Origin of the sequence: Streptomyces sp. B21-105, from assembly GCF_036898465.1 — a bacterium.
Classification (GTDB): Bacteria; Actinomycetota; Actinomycetes; order Streptomycetales; family Streptomycetaceae; genus Streptomyces.
The window spans coordinates 1,642,666-1,659,626 of record NZ_JARUMJ010000001.1; the positions used below are offsets into that span (position 1 = coordinate 1,642,666).

13 protein-coding genes are annotated in these 16,961 nt (G+C 67.5%); 6 read left to right on the forward strand and 7 right to left on the reverse strand.

Features of this window, described 5'->3' with window-relative positions:
• Positions 1-4 precede the first annotated feature (4 nt).
• From QA802_RS07145 to QA802_RS07165, 5 genes are all read left to right on the forward strand, one after another.
• Positions 5-820 (forward strand): oxidoreductase, encoded by an 816-nt coding sequence (locus QA802_RS07145; RefSeq protein WP_010358267.1) that lies wholly within the window; start codon positions 5-7, stop codon positions 818-820.
• A 76-nt stretch (positions 821-896) separates the two neighbouring features.
• Positions 897-1,808 (forward strand): alpha/beta hydrolase fold domain-containing protein, encoded by a 912-nt coding sequence (locus QA802_RS07150; protein WP_006378832.1) that lies wholly within the window; start codon positions 897-899, stop codon positions 1,806-1,808.
• Positions 1,809-1,882: 74 nt separating this feature from the next.
• The gene (locus tag QA802_RS07155) at positions 1,883-2,896 is read left to right on the forward strand and encodes an NADP-dependent oxidoreductase (protein ID WP_006378619.1); all 1,014 of its coding nucleotides are present in this window, start codon (positions 1,883-1,885) and stop codon (positions 2,894-2,896) included.
• Positions 2,897-3,033: 137 nt separating this feature from the next.
• Positions 3,034-3,624, forward strand: coding sequence for a TetR/AcrR family transcriptional regulator (locus QA802_RS07160; protein ID WP_006378871.1), 591 nt, complete (start codon positions 3,034-3,036; stop codon positions 3,622-3,624).
• A gap of 182 nt (positions 3,625-3,806) precedes the next feature.
• Positions 3,807-3,956 (forward strand): hypothetical protein, encoded by a 150-nt coding sequence (locus QA802_RS07165; protein ID WP_162138053.1) that lies wholly within the window; start codon positions 3,807-3,809, stop codon positions 3,954-3,956.
• 8 nt (positions 3,957-3,964) lie between these two features.
• On the opposite strand, the gene QA802_RS07170 is transcribed toward QA802_RS07165, so the two are convergent.
• The 6 genes from QA802_RS07170 to QA802_RS07195 all read right to left on the reverse strand — a co-directional run bounded on the left by QA802_RS07170 (position 3,965) and on the right by QA802_RS07195 (position 14,851).
• The gene (locus tag QA802_RS07170) at positions 3,965-4,660 is read right to left on the reverse strand and encodes a Tn3 family transposase (protein WP_006378841.1); all 696 of its coding nucleotides are present in this window, start codon (positions 4,658-4,660) and stop codon (positions 3,965-3,967) included.
• 373 nt (positions 4,661-5,033) lie between these two features.
• Positions 5,034-7,544 carry an ABC transporter permease gene (locus QA802_RS07175; RefSeq protein WP_006378563.1) on the reverse strand — a complete coding sequence of 837 codons (2,511 nt, stop codon included), beginning with the start codon at positions 7,542-7,544 and terminating at the stop codon, positions 5,034-5,036.
• A gap of 80 nt (positions 7,545-7,624) precedes the next feature.
• Positions 7,625-8,404: an ABC transporter ATP-binding protein gene (locus QA802_RS07180; RefSeq protein WP_006378852.1), complete on the reverse strand. Its 780-nt coding sequence runs from the start codon at positions 8,402-8,404 to the stop codon at positions 7,625-7,627.
• A gap of 1,299 nt (positions 8,405-9,703) precedes the next feature.
• Positions 9,704-11,860, reverse strand: coding sequence for a DUF6351 family protein (locus QA802_RS07185; protein WP_006378768.1), 2,157 nt, complete (start codon positions 11,858-11,860; stop codon positions 9,704-9,706).
• A gap of 237 nt (positions 11,861-12,097) precedes the next feature.
• Positions 12,098-13,105, reverse strand: a complete 1,008-nt coding sequence (locus QA802_RS07190; protein WP_010358260.1) for a Gfo/Idh/MocA family protein — start codon at positions 13,103-13,105, stop codon at positions 12,098-12,100.
• Between the two features lie 456 nt (positions 13,106-13,561).
• Positions 13,562-14,851 (reverse strand): glycoside hydrolase family 1 protein, encoded by a 1,290-nt coding sequence (locus tag QA802_RS07195; RefSeq protein ID WP_010358259.1) that lies wholly within the window; start codon positions 14,849-14,851, stop codon positions 13,562-13,564.
• 339 nt (positions 14,852-15,190) lie between these two features.
• Between QA802_RS07195 and QA802_RS07200 the strand changes: the two genes are divergently transcribed.
• Positions 15,191-16,198, forward strand: coding sequence for a LacI family DNA-binding transcriptional regulator (locus QA802_RS07200; protein ID WP_006379104.1), 1,008 nt, complete (start codon positions 15,191-15,193; stop codon positions 16,196-16,198).
• A gap of 252 nt (positions 16,199-16,450) precedes the next feature.
• Here the strand turns inward: QA802_RS07200 and QA802_RS07205 are convergent, their stop codons facing one another.
• A complete protein-coding gene (locus QA802_RS07205; RefSeq protein WP_006379224.1) occupies positions 16,451-16,882 on the reverse strand; it encodes a TetR/AcrR family transcriptional regulator in 432 nt (143 codons plus the stop codon).
• Positions 16,883-16,961: the final 79 nt, after the last annotated feature.

A 16,961-nucleotide genomic window follows, 5' to 3' on the forward strand; every position in this document is an offset into this window, starting at 1 on the left:
CGTCATGGCGACACAACGGCCGGTAGCACTCGTGACGGGGGCGTCATCGGGGATCGGTAACGCAACCGCTCGGGCCTTCGTCACAGCCGGGTTCGAGGTGATCGGAACCGGACGGAACACCTCGGGGCTCACCCCGCCCGCCGGTGTGGCCTTCCTCGACCTCGACGTGACCAGCGACGAATCCGTCACCGCCGCGGTCCGGGAAGTGATCGAACGGTTCGGACGGATCGACGTCCTGGTCAACAACGCCGGTCTGGGCTCGGCCGGCGCCGCCGAGGAGAGCTCCGTCGCCCAGGCCCAGCGCCTCTTCAACCTCAACTTCTTCGGTCATGTCCGCATGGCGAAGGCCGTTCTGCCGCACATGCGCACCCAGGGCCGTGGACGTATCGTCAACGTCTCGTCCGTCCTCGGCGTCATCCCGCAGCCCTACATGGCCCTCTACGCCGCCGCGAAGCACGCCGTCGAGGGCTACTCCGAGTCCCTGGATCACGAGGTCCGCGAGCACGGCGTCCGCGTCCTGCTCGTCGAGCCCGGCTACACCCGGACCGCCTTCGATGCCAATGCCGCGCAGCCCGACACCCCGCTGCCGCTGTACGCGGAGCGGCGGCGTGTCTTCGACGAAGTGGTCGCCGCGGCGATGAAGACCGGCGACGACCCCGCCGTCGTCGCCAAGGAGATCGTCACGGCAGCCACCGCCTCGAAGCCGAAGCTGCGCTACACCGCCGGACCGCTCGCCTCACGCATCACCACCGCGCGACGCCTCGTCCCCGCCGGGATGTTCGACAAGCAGATCCGCAGGTTCAACCGGATGCCCGGCTGAAACGTCGCACCCGGCCCATCGACCCGCAGCGCGCGCGAGAGGCGCGTTCAGCTCTGACCTGACAAGGAGCATCACCATGGGAATGAGCACGGAAGCGCAGCAGTTCGCGCAGTTCCTCGACAGCGTGCGTGCGAAGGCGTCGACGCCGGGACTCGATCTGGCCGTCGTCCGCGACATCGTCGACACACATGCTTCGGCATCGACCGAGCCGGAAGGCGTCACCTACGCCGACGTGGACGCGGACGGCGTCCCCGCCCTGTGGGTCATCCCCGAGGGCGCCGACCCCGACAAGGCGCTGCTTCACTTCCATTTCGGCGGATCGGTCGCCGCCTCGATCGCATCGGACCGCAAGGCCGCCGGCCACATCGCCAAGGCGGCCGGAATCCGCTCACTCGTCGTGGGCTTCCGCCTGGCGCCCGAGCATCCCCACCCGGCGCAGATCGACGACGCCGAGACCGCCTACCGGTGGCTGCTCGCTCAGGGCTACGCGCCGCGGAACATCGGCAGCACCGGCCACTCCATCGGAGGCACCCTCGCGATCGCGCTGCCGCTGCGCCTGCTCGCCAAGGGCGAGGCAGTCCCCGGCGCGGTCGTCAGCATCTCGCCCTGGACCGACCTCACCATCAGTAACCCGAAGGTGGACGAGAACGAGGAACTCGACAGGATGCTCAGCCGGGGCATCCTCGAGCTGTTCCGAGCGGCTTGGCTGCAGGACCCCGGCGTGGACTTCACCGACCCCGCCATCAGCATCGTGAACGCCGACCTGACCGGCCTGCCGCCCACGGCCCTCCACTACGGCGAGCACGAAACGCTTGCCGGCGATGGCGCCGATTTCGGCCGCCGACTGACCGACTTCAAGATCGTCTCTGAGGTCCGCCCGCTGCCGGAGGGCCAGCACTCGTTCATCCTGGGCGCGGGACGCGTGCCCGAGGTGGACCGGGCGATCGAGCAGATGGGCCAGTGGCTTCGACGGCACCTCGGCCGCTGAGGTGGAAGCTGCCCGGACATGCGCATCGTCCGCCGAGAAGACAACCGAGAAGATCACGCGAAGGGACGGCTGACATGAAGGCGTTCGTCGTCGAGAAGTACGGCAAGGGCGGCCTGCGCGCCGCTGATGTTCCCGAGCCCACCGTCGGGGCCGGCGACGTCCTGGTCCAGGTGAGCGCTGCCAGCATCAACCCGCTGGACAAGATGGTCCGCAACGGGGAGTTCAAACGACTCCTGAAGTACGAGCTTCCGTTCGTGCTCGGCCATGACGTCGCCGGGATCGTGACGCAGGTCGGGCCGACCGTGCGCGGCTTGACGGTCGGCGACGAGGTCTACGCACGTCCCCGCGACCTGCGGGTCGGAGGCTTTGCCGAGTTCATTGCGGTCGACCAGGACGACGTCGCGCCCAAGCCGGCGTCACTCACGCTCCGCGAGGCGGCCGCGGTGCCGCTGGTGGCCCTGGCCGCCTGGCAGATCCTCGTGGAGCGCGCCCACGTGGTGCCGGGCCAGAAAGTGCTCGTCCACGCCGGTGCCGGTGGCCTCGGATCGACGGCCATCCAGCTCGCCAAGCACTTCGGTGCCACGGTGGCCACGACCACGAACTCCCGCGCCGAGGAGATGGTCAGGAGCCTCGGCGCCGACACCGTCGTCGACTACACGAAGGAGGACTTCTCGCAGGTGCTGTCCGGCTACGACCTGGTGCTGGACTCCCTTGGCGGGGCGAACCTCGAGAAGTCGCTGACTGTGCTGAAGCCGGGCGGCCTGGCCATCGGTGTCGCCGGCCCGCCGGACTCCGGGTTCGCCAGGCAACTCGGCGCGCCCTCGTTCATGGGCGTGGCCATGAACGCGCTCAGCCGCAAGGTGCGCAAGCAGGCCAAGGCCCTGGGTGTGCGCTATGAGTTCTTCTTCATGCAGGCCAGCGGCGCCCAGCTCCGTGAACTCGGCGCCCTGTACGACAGCGGACGGCTCCGCCCGGTCATCGACCGGACGTTCCCCTTCGACCGGACGCTCGAGGCGATGGCGTACGTCGAGCAGGGGCGTACCACGGCCGGAAAGGTCGTGATCTCGATGACGCCCGGCGACGACTGAACCAGGCCGGCCGCGCAGAAGGCGTGGCGGTGCTCCAAGACGCCGCCCGCACACCATTAGAGTGCGTTCGTAATCCAATATGATGGCGAGGCCGGCGGAAAGCGGGCGACCCTTCCGGCGCACGAAGGAGCGAGCGCGTGACTCGTTACGGGAAAGAGCACAAGCAGGCGACCAGGCAGCGGATCATCGAGACCGCCGGCCGCCGGTTCAAGCAGGACGGTATCGATGGCTCGGGCATCTCGACGCTGATGGCGGACGCCGGACTGACCAACGGTGCCTTCTACGCCCACTTCGCGTCCAAGGACGACCTCGTGGCCGCCTCGGTCGCGGACCAGCTGCGCACGCAGTACGCCAACGTCATCGACCAGGCGGCCCCCGGCATCGCAGGACTCGAGCAGATCGTGCGGTGGTATCTGTCGCCCCAGCACCGCGACAGCCCCGACGACGGCTGCCCCTCCGCCGCACTCCTCGATGAGATCGGGCGCTGCCCGCAGGAGACCAAGCAGGCGTACACCGACGGGGTGCTCGCCGTCATCGACGGCATCGCCGCCCGCCTGGCGCCCGCCGATCCGCGCTCGGCGCACACGAAGACCCTCAGCGTCTACGCCATGATGGTCGGGACACTGCAGCTCTCCCGCGCCCTGTCTGACCCGCGACTCTCCGACGAACTCCTCGAAGAGGGCATCCGCAACGCCCTCACGCTGCTCAGCGCACAGGAGTCCCGCTGACACGCCGCAGCAGCCTCGCCGAGCCGGCCCGGCGAAGCCGACATCCGAGGCAGCGGGCGCGCGCCCGAGACCGAACGGGCGGGAGAGACTTCGCCGGCTCATCGACACCGCCTGATCGATGAGCGGCCGTCCCCGCTCCGAGCGGTTCCCGGCGTCGGCCCGGCTCTCCCCACCGCCCGGCCGTGACCACGGGATTCTGGGTCGAAGCCGCAGCCGACGGCTTCGACCCGGAATCGCTGGCGCTACCGCTGCGCGGCGCTCTCCCCGGCGGGCGCCGACTGCGGTTCGTCCGCTCGCTGGCCCGGGACGACTACAGCCGACTGGAGATCTAGCCGGTTGCTCATGTCCAGCTCGAACCGGCCGTAGGGGTTGACGTGAGTCCAGAACAGCGGGGACAACGCGCGCCGATCGGCATCGCCGAGGCGCTCGACCCCCTTCGGCTCGGCCAGGACCTCTGCAGCAGCAGGGTGTTGACGTGGACAAGGGCAGCCTGCAGCAGGTGCAGGGCGAGCATCGAGATCTCCTGGCTCTCGCGGTCGGCGCCGGTCAGGTCCCCGTCCTTGCCGTAGAACAGGTCGTGGTTGGCGGAGTTCCAGTTCTCCACCACTTGCAGGCCCTCGTGGATCTCCCGCCGTAGTTCGGGGCTGGCCAGGTAGTCGCAGACGAACGCTGTCCGCACAGCGCGGCCGAGCTCCTCGATCGCCCGGTAGGTCGGGTGCTTCGGGCCGCCGCAGGTGAAGCGTCGTAGCACCTGCTCGGCCTCGGCCGTGCCCAGGCGGAGCGCGGTGGTGTATTTGACGATCTGGTCGTACTGCTGGCGGATCAGCTCCCAGTCGATCGTCTTGCTGGACAGCACCGGGGCCAGGTGCGGCCACGTCTCGTCCTCGCCGGCAACCGGCCGGTACAGCCGGGCCGAGCCCACGTTCTTCAACCGGGGCAGCAGGTTGAAGCCGAGCATGTGCGCGAAGGCGAATCCGACGAATGGACGGGCCGGGCGCTTGACGATGCGGTCCTGAGTGGTGTGGTCGACCGCCACGAGCCCGTGCTTGGGGCGGTAGCCGTCCCAGCACTTGAAAGTGGACGTAGCCGGTGACGGGCAGTCCGTCGTCGATCAGCCGGTGCACGACGCGCAGACCTGCTCGGATGTAGTCGATACGCTTACGTGCATCGCGGGATCCCGTCAGCGGGTGCGGGTGCGTCTTCCGCCAGTGAGACGACTTCCGCCTGGCGGTGCAGGGGCGGCAGGGCGAGCGACTGCGTCAGGCGGGGGCTGCGCAGGATGTGTGCAGGAGGAGTCAGTGGACCCACCGAAGACTGACCTGTTGGGCCTGGGGGCCCCGTGCTCGCCACACAACCGTACGGCCGTAGGCACATCGATGTGCCTACGGCCGTACGGCGATTCCCTCCGTCTAGTCGGTCTTGATGGCCATGAGCATGTTCAGTCGGGACGCGTTGCGGGCCGGCCACATGGCGGCCAGGAGTCCGACGAGCGCTGCCAGCAGCAGGAAGAGCGCGAACCGGCCCCACGGCAGCACCAGCGCGTACCCGGGGATGTCCGCCTTTACGATCTCGCAGACGGCCCAGCCCAGGAAGGAACCGACTCCGATGCCGATGACCGCGCCGAAGAGGGAGATGACCACGGCCTCCAGCTGGATCATCCGCGTCACGCCTCGCCGGTCGAGTCCGACGGCTCGCAGCATGCCGACCTCGCGCTGTCGTTCGAAGACTGACATCGCGAGGGTGTTCACCACTCCCAGCACCGCGATGGCCAGGGAGATCGCGAGCAGTGCGTACAAGACGTTGAGCGCAGCATCGTATGTGCCGCTGAACTCGTTGCGGATGGCCTGCTGGTCGTCGATCTTGATCCCCGGGCGCCCGGGGAGGGCGTCAGCGAGCGCCTTCCTGTCCGTGCTGCCGTCCGTCTTGACGTAGATCTTGGAGAGGGACGCCGCGAGGGTCGATTCGATCACGTCCGCGGAGACGACGACAGGGAAGACGACCTCGTTGGACTCGAAGATAGCCCCGACGGTCACCCTGCGCTTCTTGCCGGAGTCCCCGTACACCGCTGGCAGGGTGTCCCCCACCTTCCAACCGTGGGATCGCGCTTCGTCCTCGGCAACGGCGATCTGCCCCTTGGCGAGCGTGCCCTGTGAGCCGGAGACCACCGGAAGGTCGAGTGCCTTGTCGAACTCCGCCGGGGCGATGGCTGTTACATCCTCCTGGATGCCGTCGATCTGCATCCACGACTGCTGCTCTGGCGACACGGCCCTGACGCCGGGGAGCTTGCGCACGGCGGCGACCGCCGAGGTGTCCAGGTCCACAGCAGTGGTCGTGATCATATAGTCGGCCTTGACGATGTCCGTGGTCATCCTGTCCATGGACTGACCGACAGTGACGCCGAGCACGGTCAGAGCACTGACCAGTGTGAGGCCGATGGCCAGTGCGGAGGCGGTGGCGCCGGTACGGCGCGGGTTGCGTACGGCGTTCTGGCCCGCGAGCGTGCCGGAGACACCGAAGCCCCGCCGCAGCAGCGGCCGTACGAGCGCGATCACCGGCCGGGACAGCAACGGGATCAGCACGAGGACACCGATCACCGCGAGGAAGGCACCGAACCCGACGATCATCGCGCCGCGCGAGCCGCCGGTCCCGGCGCCCGCGACGACGACCGCCGCGCCGAGCAGCGTGAGGATGCCGCCGAACACGTTCCGCAGGATCAGGGACCTGATGGTGGAGGGCAGGTGTGCGCTGCTGATCGCCGCGACCGGCGGGATCTTCGCTGCGCGACGGGCCGGCAGCCAGGCGGCCACCATGGTGACCAGCACACCGACGAATGCTGAGACCAGGACAGTCGTCGACGTGACGATCAGCGGCCCGTCCGGGAGCTTCCCTCCGCCGAAATCGACCACTGACTGTGCTATGGCGGCCATGACGGCACCGAGCCCGAGCCCAGCGACCGCACCGGCCGCGCCGACCACCATCGCCTCGATCAGCACGGAACGGGTGACCTGCCTGCGGGAGGCGCCGACCGCACGCAGCAGAGCGAGTTCCCGGGTGCGCTGGGCAGCCAGCATGGTGAAGGTATTGGCGATCAAGAAGACGCTGACGAAGAGCGCGACACCGGCGAAGGCAAGCAGTATCCCACTGAGCAGCGAGGCGTCTCCCTCCGCCAATTTTGCCTCGGCGTCGGCGAGTTGTTGACCGGTCTCGGCCTTCGCGGAGTCCGGAAGTACCTTGCCGATGGCGGCGGCGAGCTTGGTGCTCGAAACGCCGGGGGCGGCGGTGACGGTGACGTTCTCGAAGAAGCCCGGCTGGAGGTAGAGCCGCTGTGCGGACGGTGTGTCGAACAGCACCAGGCTGCCGCCTCCTGCCACCAGCTGGTCCTCGGTGGTGAAGATGCCGGAGAGCTTGTACTTCTTGGCCGGACCCGTCAGAGCGACAGGCACGGTGTCGCCGACATGGTAGCCACCCTTGTCGGCGCTGTCCTTGTCGAGCGCGATCTGCATGGCCTCTGTGGGACCGCCACCCTCGGTGAACGCGTAGAGCGGGTCCTTGCCGTTCTTGCCCGGCGCGTAGTTGGCGCCCGAGTTGAACGCGCCGCCGATGAGTCCGCCGTCTCTGTCGGAGACGTAGGCGAGTCCGTCGACCCGCCCGGCGGCTTCGGCGACCCCGTCCACACGGGCGACCTCTTCGAGCGTCTTCCGACTGATGCCGGGGGAATCGGAGTAGTGGTTGGGGTCCGGGTCGACCTGGACGTCCACGTGGGCGAAACTCTTGGCTTTCTGGCTGCTGGAGGAGTTCGTGTAGGTGTCGGTGAAGATCAGAGTGCCGGAGACGAACGCGACGCCGAGCATGACGGCGAGCACGGTCATCAGCAGTCTGGCCTTGTGCGCGAGGACGTTGCGCAGCGCTGTGCGGAACATGGTGGTGTGATCCCGGTGAAGTGAGGGGAGCTGAGGACGGAGGGGGTGCGTACCGGTTGGTCGGCTCTGCTGCGGGCCGCTCAGCTCGTACGGAACGGGGTCTCGAACGACTTCATGAGGTCGAGGACCCCGTCCGCGGTGGGCTCGTACATCTCGTCGACGATCCGGCCGTCGGCGAGGAAAACGACCCGGTCCGCGTAGGAAGCGGCGACCGGATCATGGGTGACCATGACGACGGTCTGGCCCAGCTCCCGTACCGAGTCACGCAGGAAGCCGAGGACCTCGCCGCCCGAGCGTGAGTCCAGGTTGCCGGTCGGCTCATCCCCAAAGACGATGTCCGGCTTGGAGGCGAGCGCACGGGCGACGGCGACGCGCTGCTGCTGGCCGCCGGAGAGCTGGGCGGGGCGGTGGCTGAGCCGGCCCGACAGACCGACCATCCGAATGACGCTGTCCAGCCACTCCTTGTCCGGTGTCCGGCCCGCGATGTCCATCGGGAGCGTGATGTTCTCCAACGCGGTCAGGGTGGGCAGCAGGTTGAACGCCTGGAAGATGAAGCCGACCTTGTCCCGGCGGAGTTTGGTGAGTTGCCTGTCCGTCAGTGACCCGAGCTCGACATCACCGACGCGGACCGAGCCGGAGGAGAAGCTGTCCAGCCCCGCGACACAGTGCATCAGCGTGGACTTCCCGGACCCCGAAGGCCCCATGATCGCGGTGAACTGGGACTGCCCGAAGCCGACACTGACCTGATCGAGGGCCACCACATTGGTGTCGCCCTGTCCGTAGACCTTGGAGAGCTCAGTGGCGCGGGCGGCGATGGCAGGGGCGGCGGCGCGGGGGCCGGTGGACGGGCTAGTGATCATGGGTAGCACTCCGATCGGGATAGAGACAGCGAGGGGCACGTGCCACGGGCCGTGCAAACGGCCACAAGAGGCCCATGGACGCGAGAGTCCGGGTCCATCCCGCTGGGAACCTCTCTATCGTCCGGTTCCCACAGATCCTGCGGATCAGCTGAATTGCCGACCACCTGAGGCTGATGCGAGAAAGGGTTTCGTCAGCCTCAGGTATGTCGTCGCATCAGCTCCTGGGATGACGCCCAGCGAAACAGCCTGAGAAACTGGCACGCGGTAGGGATGGTGTCCCTGGATTGGCACGGCGTGCATGCCTGCACCCCGGGACGTTAGGGCGCAGGTCAGGTGCCAAACTCACCTCGAGCTCACTGATGCAAGGCAGATCCCCGCACAGGAGACGCGCCAGAGGCTGCGACCTACGCGCGCGGGGTATCAGCCTTTCGGCCGAGGACGCTTGCGACCGCTTCGTTTCCTGGCCGTTCGGCCGAGGTGGGGCGGTTGGGCGGGCAAGCGGGCTCCCTGCCATGTCTACCGCACACCCAACTGCCCTCGTCGTCAGCCTGTGCATTCCCACGGCCCACACCGCAGTGGTCGCCTCTTCGGCCCGGACTCGGTGGATTGGCCGTCATCGCCCTTGATGATGGCAGACCGACCCTTGACTCTATAGGGGATCACCGCGCCTTCTGCTTCGCGCTGGCCGAGCACCTCTATCAGGACCTGTTCGGACCCGGCCAGGCGGAGATCCTGGTCCGGTTGCGTGCCGAGCACGCCGTCTGCTGGCCGCACGGGGTACCGGGGCGGCGGCGAAGCAGGGCTCCTGTGGGCCGAGGGGCGTGGGCTTGTGGTAGCACAGTCCGGTGCCGTGCAGACAGATGACCAGCAGGCGCGGCTGGCGTCGGCCGGTGCGCGTCTCCACCACGGGTTGCAGATGGTTTCCTCGGCGAGGACGGCGGCAGTTCGACCGGGCGCTTGCCGGGGCTACGGAGCCTACTGCGATCCGGGCCGATGTTGCTTGACGGGATGGTGCTGCGCGCGGACGTCCACCGTCTGGGTGGGACGGGGCCATGGCCGGTGCTGCCGAGTCGGCTGCTGAACGGCAAGCAGACCTCCTTCATGGCCAGGCCTCTCAATCTGTTGCCGCGGCCGAGCGCGGGCTCATGGCGATCATCCAGGACACGCGTGGCCGCTTCGTCTCCGAGGGCGAGTAGTACACCGGGTGGGACATCGAGACGTACAGGGTGCTGGGCGCCCACGGTGTAGCGCTTAGCTGGGGATGCGGGACACCGTGGGCACCGGATGAGGGGAAGCCTTTCAGGGTGTAGGGGCGGACTCCGGCGGAGCGCCCAGTGGCTGTCCGCCCGGCCCGCCGGAGAAGGTCAGCCACGGCAGAGAGGGTTGCTGGGCCACGCCTGGCTCGCGGTAGTCGCACACCCCCTCGGGGAAGGCCTTCCGCAGTCGGCCCCATTGGGCGTTGGAGAAGTCGACGGTGTAGTCGTCCCGGTTGAGTTCCTTGAGTTGGCACTTGAGGATGTTGTTGGCCGTCGGGCCCCCGGCCGCAGTCCGGGGCACACCGAAGTAAGGGTAGGTGGCGCGGCAGACGGACATATCGGAGATCTTGCGGTTGCCGATCCAGCACGCGTCGACAGCGTCGGCCGGCTTGTCGCGCACCACCTTGGTCTCGATCGGGTCGTTGGACGTGTCGGCTTCGATGCGGGTCAGCCATCTGTCCATGAGCAGGAACGCCTTCTCGCGGGCATCGCCGTCGGTTTGCACCGGAGGCACACCCGTCCAGATGATCTGATTGTCATGGCCACCGTTGGCCTGGTCGAAGCGGGCACGCATGGCGTAACTGTGGAAGTCGCTGTGGATCTCCCAGTTGCCGGGAGAGCGCAGATCGATGACGGGGACCTTGGCCGCCTCGCGGGGGTAGGTCACCCGACCGGAGCGGTATGCGACTTCCAGCGCCGCAGGGTCGGCTTCACTACGCTCCGGCTGCCACTTCCAGTCGATGTCGAGCCCGCCGACGCTCTCGTTGAGGTCGACGAACTGCTCAGCGGTGATCGTGCCGGACTCGACGGCCTTCAGGCCGTACTGGACACCGGTGTTGTCGTACGGCCGGTTGGCGAAACCGCGTTGGATGCGTTGTTCGACCGGCCCCCATGAACTCGCGGGCCTTCGGCCCCAGACGGCCACGGCGTAGTCCTGAAGAGTGCACCGCTCACCGGCAGGATTTGCCTCGGCGTCGTACACCCACGAGCGATTGGGCTCCAGAGTGGTGTGGCCGGCCAGGAATCCGCCGAGGCAGCCGGCCCCGTTGTCCGGGTCCAACCAGGTCTTGGAGTACTGCCCGTTGCCTGTCGGGTTGTCCCAGAGTGTCCGGCACACCGTCTCGAACGCGTGGCCGGTCACCGCGGTTCTGTGGGTGGTCAACGCCCACAATGGAGACCTGTCGAAGTGGTGGTCGAGTACGTGACAGTCCTCGGCCTCCTGCAGCGTGGACCAGACGTCGGGGAAACTGCAGGAGGGCAGGATGCCGTCCAACAGACCGGGGTAGTTGGAGGTGATCCAGTGCTGCTGCATGGAACCGCCGGAGCAGCCTTGCCCGATGGTGTAGCGGATCGGGCCGTAGTTCTCGACGAAGTGCTCCTTGAGCATCACCAGCGCTTCGGTGGAGACCACGTCGTTGCAGTTCTGCCCCAGCATGTTCAGGTTGGACACCGCGACGGCGAACCCGCGGGACAGAGCCGTGTCGTTGAGAACGTTCTCCATGGGTGCGTCCTGTGAATGCCGCGGCGTGCAGTCGCCGCCGAACGGCACAAGGAGTTTTCCGTTGAAGCCGCCTTGCGGTGCCCACGGTTGCCACGGCTTGGCCGGGTCGTACAACACCGCGATGTCGTAGATGCCACGGTCCATCACGCCGCGTTCCCGGCGTACGACGTACGCGACCCGCTTGCCCTGGTCCGTCGTTGTGTATGCGAGGTCTGCGGGCGGTCTTTTCGGATCATATGCGGTGAACTGGCCGGTCAGCCAGGACTTGTAGAAGAGCTTGTACTTCGCTGGAGTATTGCACGCGACATCCTGCGGCTTCCCGAGGCCGTTCTCCTCGGTCGCGCACACCCACGGCTGTACCTGTGGCCCGGCGAACAGCGGTCCGCCGATGGGATGGCCGGTGATGGTAAGGCTTGCCGCGCCCCCCTGTGTCCGGGCCGTCATCCTGTTCTCGCCGACCTGGAGGCCGGTGACCAGGCCCAGGAAGCGGCCGTCCGGCCGGACGGCGAAAGCGGATGTCACATCCCGGCCGTCCACGTCCACGCGCACATTCTCTGGTGTTCCCCCGGAAGGCAGGGCCACCTCGACGAGGGCGTCGCCCCCGGACACCAGATCCGCGCGATTCGACAGCACCCTGATCTGAGGCGATTCCCCTGAGGCGGAGTACGCGATTCCAGTCAGCATGAGATCGAAAGCCATGACGAAAACAACCAGCCATCTGGTTCTGGCCCGTGGCGTGAGCCTGCCTGGGGGCCGTTCTGCACTGTGAGCCATCGGCTTCTCCGGCTTCGGTTGAGTAGCGACGCCGCAAGCGGCTCCACGGGTGCGGGCCACATCAGGCGGCGGAGATCCGTACCGATCCCCTCGGACGCGGTTACGGCAGCGGAGTGGCCGTAACCCCGAACGCATCCGTATGGCTGGCTGGTTGCGGGAACGTCAGTGAGTGGTGTAGCTCAGGCCGATCTGGTCGCGCACGGTGTCGAGCGTGCGCATCACCGCCACGGTCTCGTCCAGAGGCATGATCTCGCTCTCCAACTCCCCTGCGCGTAGCCGCTCCTGGACGTGCCGGATCTGGCGGTGCAGGCCGCCGCCCGCCGTGTCGTCGCCGTCGCCCTCGCGGGCGGCGGGCAGACTCAGGCGTTCGGTGGTGCCCCGCGTCTGCACGGTCAGTTCGTCCGGGCAGTGCATCAGGAACGGCAGTTCGATGTGACCTTCGGTGCCGGTGATACGGGCTGTGCAACCGAGGTTCGCCCGCATGGAACTCTGGGCCAGCGCGACCGCCCCACTGTCGTACCCGGAGAGGACAGCGACATGCTCGTCGACGCCGGTCGAGCCGAGTGTGCCGTACGCCGTGACCCGGTCGGGCGTACCCAGCACCATGCTGGCCAGCGATAGGGGATACACACCCAGGTCGAGCAGGGAACCGCCACCCAGCGCGCGATCGAACAGACGGTGTTCGGGGTCCGCCGGGAATTGGAAGCCGAAGTCGGCCTCCAGGGACTGGACTTCACCGATGACGTCCTCGGCGAGCAGTTCTCTGACTTTGACATAGGCCGGCAGGAACCGGCTCCACATCGCCTCCATCAGGAACAGGCCCCGTTCCCTGGACACAGCCACCATTTCAGCGGCCTGCTCCGCGTCCAGCGAGAACGCCTTCTCGCACAACACTGGACGCCCCGCGTTCAGGAACAGCAACGTGTGCTCGTGATGGTGGGAGTGGGGCGATGCGACGTAGACAATGTCGACAGTGTCATCGGCGGCCAGATCTTCGTACGAAGCGTGCCGGTGTCGCGCGGCGATGCCGTGCTTCTCGCCGAACGCGTCGGCCCCTTTCCGACTGCGGGAGCCGACGGCGACCAAGTGGGCGTCAGGCAACCGGCCCAACGCGTCCGCAAAACTGTTTGCTATGACACCAGTGCCGGCGATGCCCCAGCGGAACGACATGAGAACTCCTTGTTGCTGTGATGGTGATCATGGGATGGCGCTGTGGGCACCGGAACCACGAGGTGGGTGCGGCCTACGGCGGCGACGAACCGCCACCTGGCGTCGTTGGCTCTGATCCAAGGCCGACCGGGCGGTTGTCCTGCGGTACGGGGATGGTGGAGCCAGGCCAGGTGCGTTCGCCACAGTCCATGACGTTCATCGAGACGCCTGCTCCGCAGCCGCATGCAAATTAGGTCGCCCGCCTGACGCGCGCAGTGACCTGGACCGTGCGTGGCGCGATCTGGTCGTTCAGCGCCGCCGATATTCGTATGCGACGCTCGCCCTGGGCCAGTTGCGTGCATGTGGTATCGAAGACCTCAAGGCCTGTCGGCGCCGCTTCGAGGGCGGACTCGGCCACGCCACCCAGCGGGCGAACGGCTCATGCCGAGGTAGCCGTACCGTGTCCCAGGCGGCGGCTCATGTTGGCATCCGGTTGATCCGGGCCACGTCGCCATACCAATGTGCCGATGGTTTGACGACCCGCTCCTGAGTGCTGCGGTCGACCGCCACGAGCCCGTACTTGGGGCCGTAGCCGTCCCACCACTCGAAGTTGTCCAGCAGTGACCAGTGGACGTAGCCGGTGATGGGCAGTCCGTCGCCGATCAGCCGGTGCACGACGCGCAGACCTGCTCGAATGTAGTCGATACGCTCGCTGTCGACGTCGGTCGCGACACCGTGCTCGGTGAGGACGATCTCCTTGCCGGGGAAGAGGCCCGCCACTCGCCGGGTCGTGGCCTCGACCGCCTCAGGAGCCCACAGATATCCCATCTGGGTGCGGCGGCCCTCGCCGACGGGTGCTCCTTCCGCAGACACGGCTGCCGCTTGGCGGCGCAGGTACGGCAGGGCGAGCGACTGCGTAAGGCGACGGCTGCGCAGAAGCGCCGCGCTGAGGGGTTTGGTGATGCGGGGGGCGTTGACGTCGAGGCGGGTGTAGGTCTGGACGCCGATGAAGTCGTCGTCGGCGGTCTCGGCGAAGAACCTGTCTTCGTGGAGTTCCCGAGCCCATTCCATCGCTGGGACTCCGCCGGGATTGGCGTGCCAGTCCTGCAGCGCATGGGCCATGCCGACCTTGACGCCGGGTGCGAGTTCACGGATGACCTCTCGGGCATTGCGGTGTGCGGCGATCACTCCTGAGGCTGCGGCGTCGAACGCGTCGAGGTTCCGGACGAAGGGCGGAGTCGGGAAGGTGCCCAGATACCCCCGCGTGATCATGTTGCCGGGCTCGTTGATCGTGCAGATGTAGGGAGCACGGTTCTGTAGATGTTCCATCACGTGCCTGGTGTAGCGCGTGAACCAGGCCGGGAGTTCGGCATTGGTCCAGGCTCCGGCGTGGGTGACCCAGGCCGGCAACGTGAAGTGCTGCAGCGTGATCATCGGTGTGACGCCGTGGGTCAGGCAGGTCTCGACCATGTCGGCGTAGTGTTGGAGCGCCTCGCGGTCGAATTCTCCCTGGCGGGGCTCGACTCGTGCCCACTCCACGGAGAAGCGGTAGGTGTTCAGTCCGAGTTCCGCGAGCAGCGCGATGTCGTCCTTGTAACGGTTGAAGTGGTCGCACGCCATGCCGGAGGGCCCTGCCATGGGCGCCTTGGGCGCTGGGTCGGTCTCCCATTCCCACCAGTCGCTGTTCGCGTTGTTGCCTTCGACCTGATGTGCGGCTGTCGCGGCCCCCCAAAGGAAGCGCTCGGGGAAGATCAACGGTTCGGGCACGATCAGCAGCTCCTGAGGTTCTGAGTTCGTAGGGATCAGGCGCGCGGTCGTCGAGCAGAACGAATCTGCATGTCTGCGGACGACCTCGAACCCCGCACGGGCTGCGTGGGTTCTGCTCCGCCGGAACACGGAGCAGAACCGATCGTGCCCCTTCAGGGGTAAGCCGTGGATTGGCACCGGCCCCTCTCAGGGCCCTTAGGGGGTGGTTGTCGGAGCGGCATGACGAGTCCCCGTGGCCACGGGGACGCCCTACCGACTATTCATTCACTAACGCGCGTTAGTGAGTGCGGGTACAGTACATCAGGCGTGGTACACCCACAAGAGCGGAAGGGGCGATGGATGGCGGGCGAGGCCGCTGCTCGGCCGGAGGGCCGGGTCACCAGTTCCGACGTCGCCCGGGAGGCCGGAGTCTCCAGGGCCACTGTCAGCTTCGTGCTCAACGGCACCAAGGGGCAGACGATCTCCGAGTCGACGCGGCAGCGCGTCCTCGAAGCGGCGGCCCGGCTGCGCTATGCCCCCTCGGCGGAGGCCCGGACGCTCAGCCGCGGCCGGAGTGACGTCGTGCTCCTCTATCAGCCCCCTCAGTTGCCGCTGACCGACCTGGGCACACTGGTCGAGTTTCTCTCGGCGGAGTTCGCGGCCGTCGGGCTCACTGCGGTGATCCATCCGTGGTCCCGCAGGCCCGATGGTGATGTGTGGACCGTCATCACGCCCGTGGCCGTCCTCGCATGGGACCTGCCCGATAATGACGTCGCCGCGATGCGGCGCAATGGCGTACGCGCCGTGGTCTCTCTCACCGCCGAGTCCGACCCCGTCGCGCAGTGGATCTGGGGAGCCCGGGAAAACAGCATCGCCCGGCTGCAGGTCGAGCGACTGCTCAGGGCGGGGCACCGTCGGCTCGGCTACGCCCGCCCGCACGACGAACGCCTGGCCGAGGCGAGCGAGATGCGCCTGAAAGCACTGCAGGGAGCCTGCGCCGAGCACGGTGTGCCGGGCCCGGTGGCTCTGGCTGTTCCCTGCGACGAGGTGGGAGCCGGAGCCGCTGTCGAGGCATGGCGTGGGATGACCCCCGCCGTCACCGGCGTGTGCGCCCACGACGATGTGGCAGCCTTGGCCGTCCTCGCGGGTCTACGCGAGCAAGGACTAGCCGCGCCGTCGGACCTGGCCGTGATCGGCGCGGTCGATTCGCCGGCCGCACGCCTCGCAGCCCCGCCGTTGACGATGGTGGCAGTAGATATGCGGGACACCGCACGACATCTCGTCGAGGCGATCATCAGTCTCCTCGACGGACGGCCCGTCCCTATCGGTCCTGAGGTCACCCGGGTGATCGAGCGTCGCTCAGTCTGATCTCGGATCACGCCCCGCCGCGCCGCAGCAGGCTGGATGCTGTCTCCTCCGACCGCGGTGAGGGCGTAGGATGGCGCTTGCGCGCGCTACTAACGCGCTTTAGTTATTGTGGATGATGAGATCGAGACGGCAATGCCTCGTCGGCGCGAGGACCCGGGCGCGACTGGTTACTGCGGATCCGGCGACACGATGCGACGGTCAGGCGAGGCGCAGTCGTTGAGCCGGTCACCTCGCTGATCGCCACAAACGCCCTCACGGAAATCGTCTCCCTAAAGGCGGCCTAGAGGCGTCCCGGCCCAGGGTGTGTAGCACTGCCCGGCACAGCCTGTCCTCGGCGAACCGAAAGTGGTAGTCGGGGTTGACGGAATAGTCGACGGCGATGGCCCGTACCATCGCCGAGCACAGCAGGGGCCGGTCCAGCAAGGACCGGGTCAGGGCCACCAGCCGATCGCCGACGGTGGCGCCCGGATCGTTCCCAGGGGATTGCCAGCAGTCCTCAACAAAGCCGTCGATATGCGTCTTCCACAGCGCTGCGAACAAGTGCACCTTGGAGGGGAAGTAACGATAGAGCGTGCCGAGTGCCAGGTCGGCGGCCTTGGCGACCTCCTGCATCTGCACTCGTTCGTAGGCCACATCGGCGCCCAGCTCGGCAGCGACTTCCAGAATGCGTTCGCGCCGTGCCACCTCCGTCGATGACGGTCAGCTCGTACGGGCGGGCGTTGGCCTGATCGGCACTGAGGGCGGTGGTGGTGGAGCGACGGGG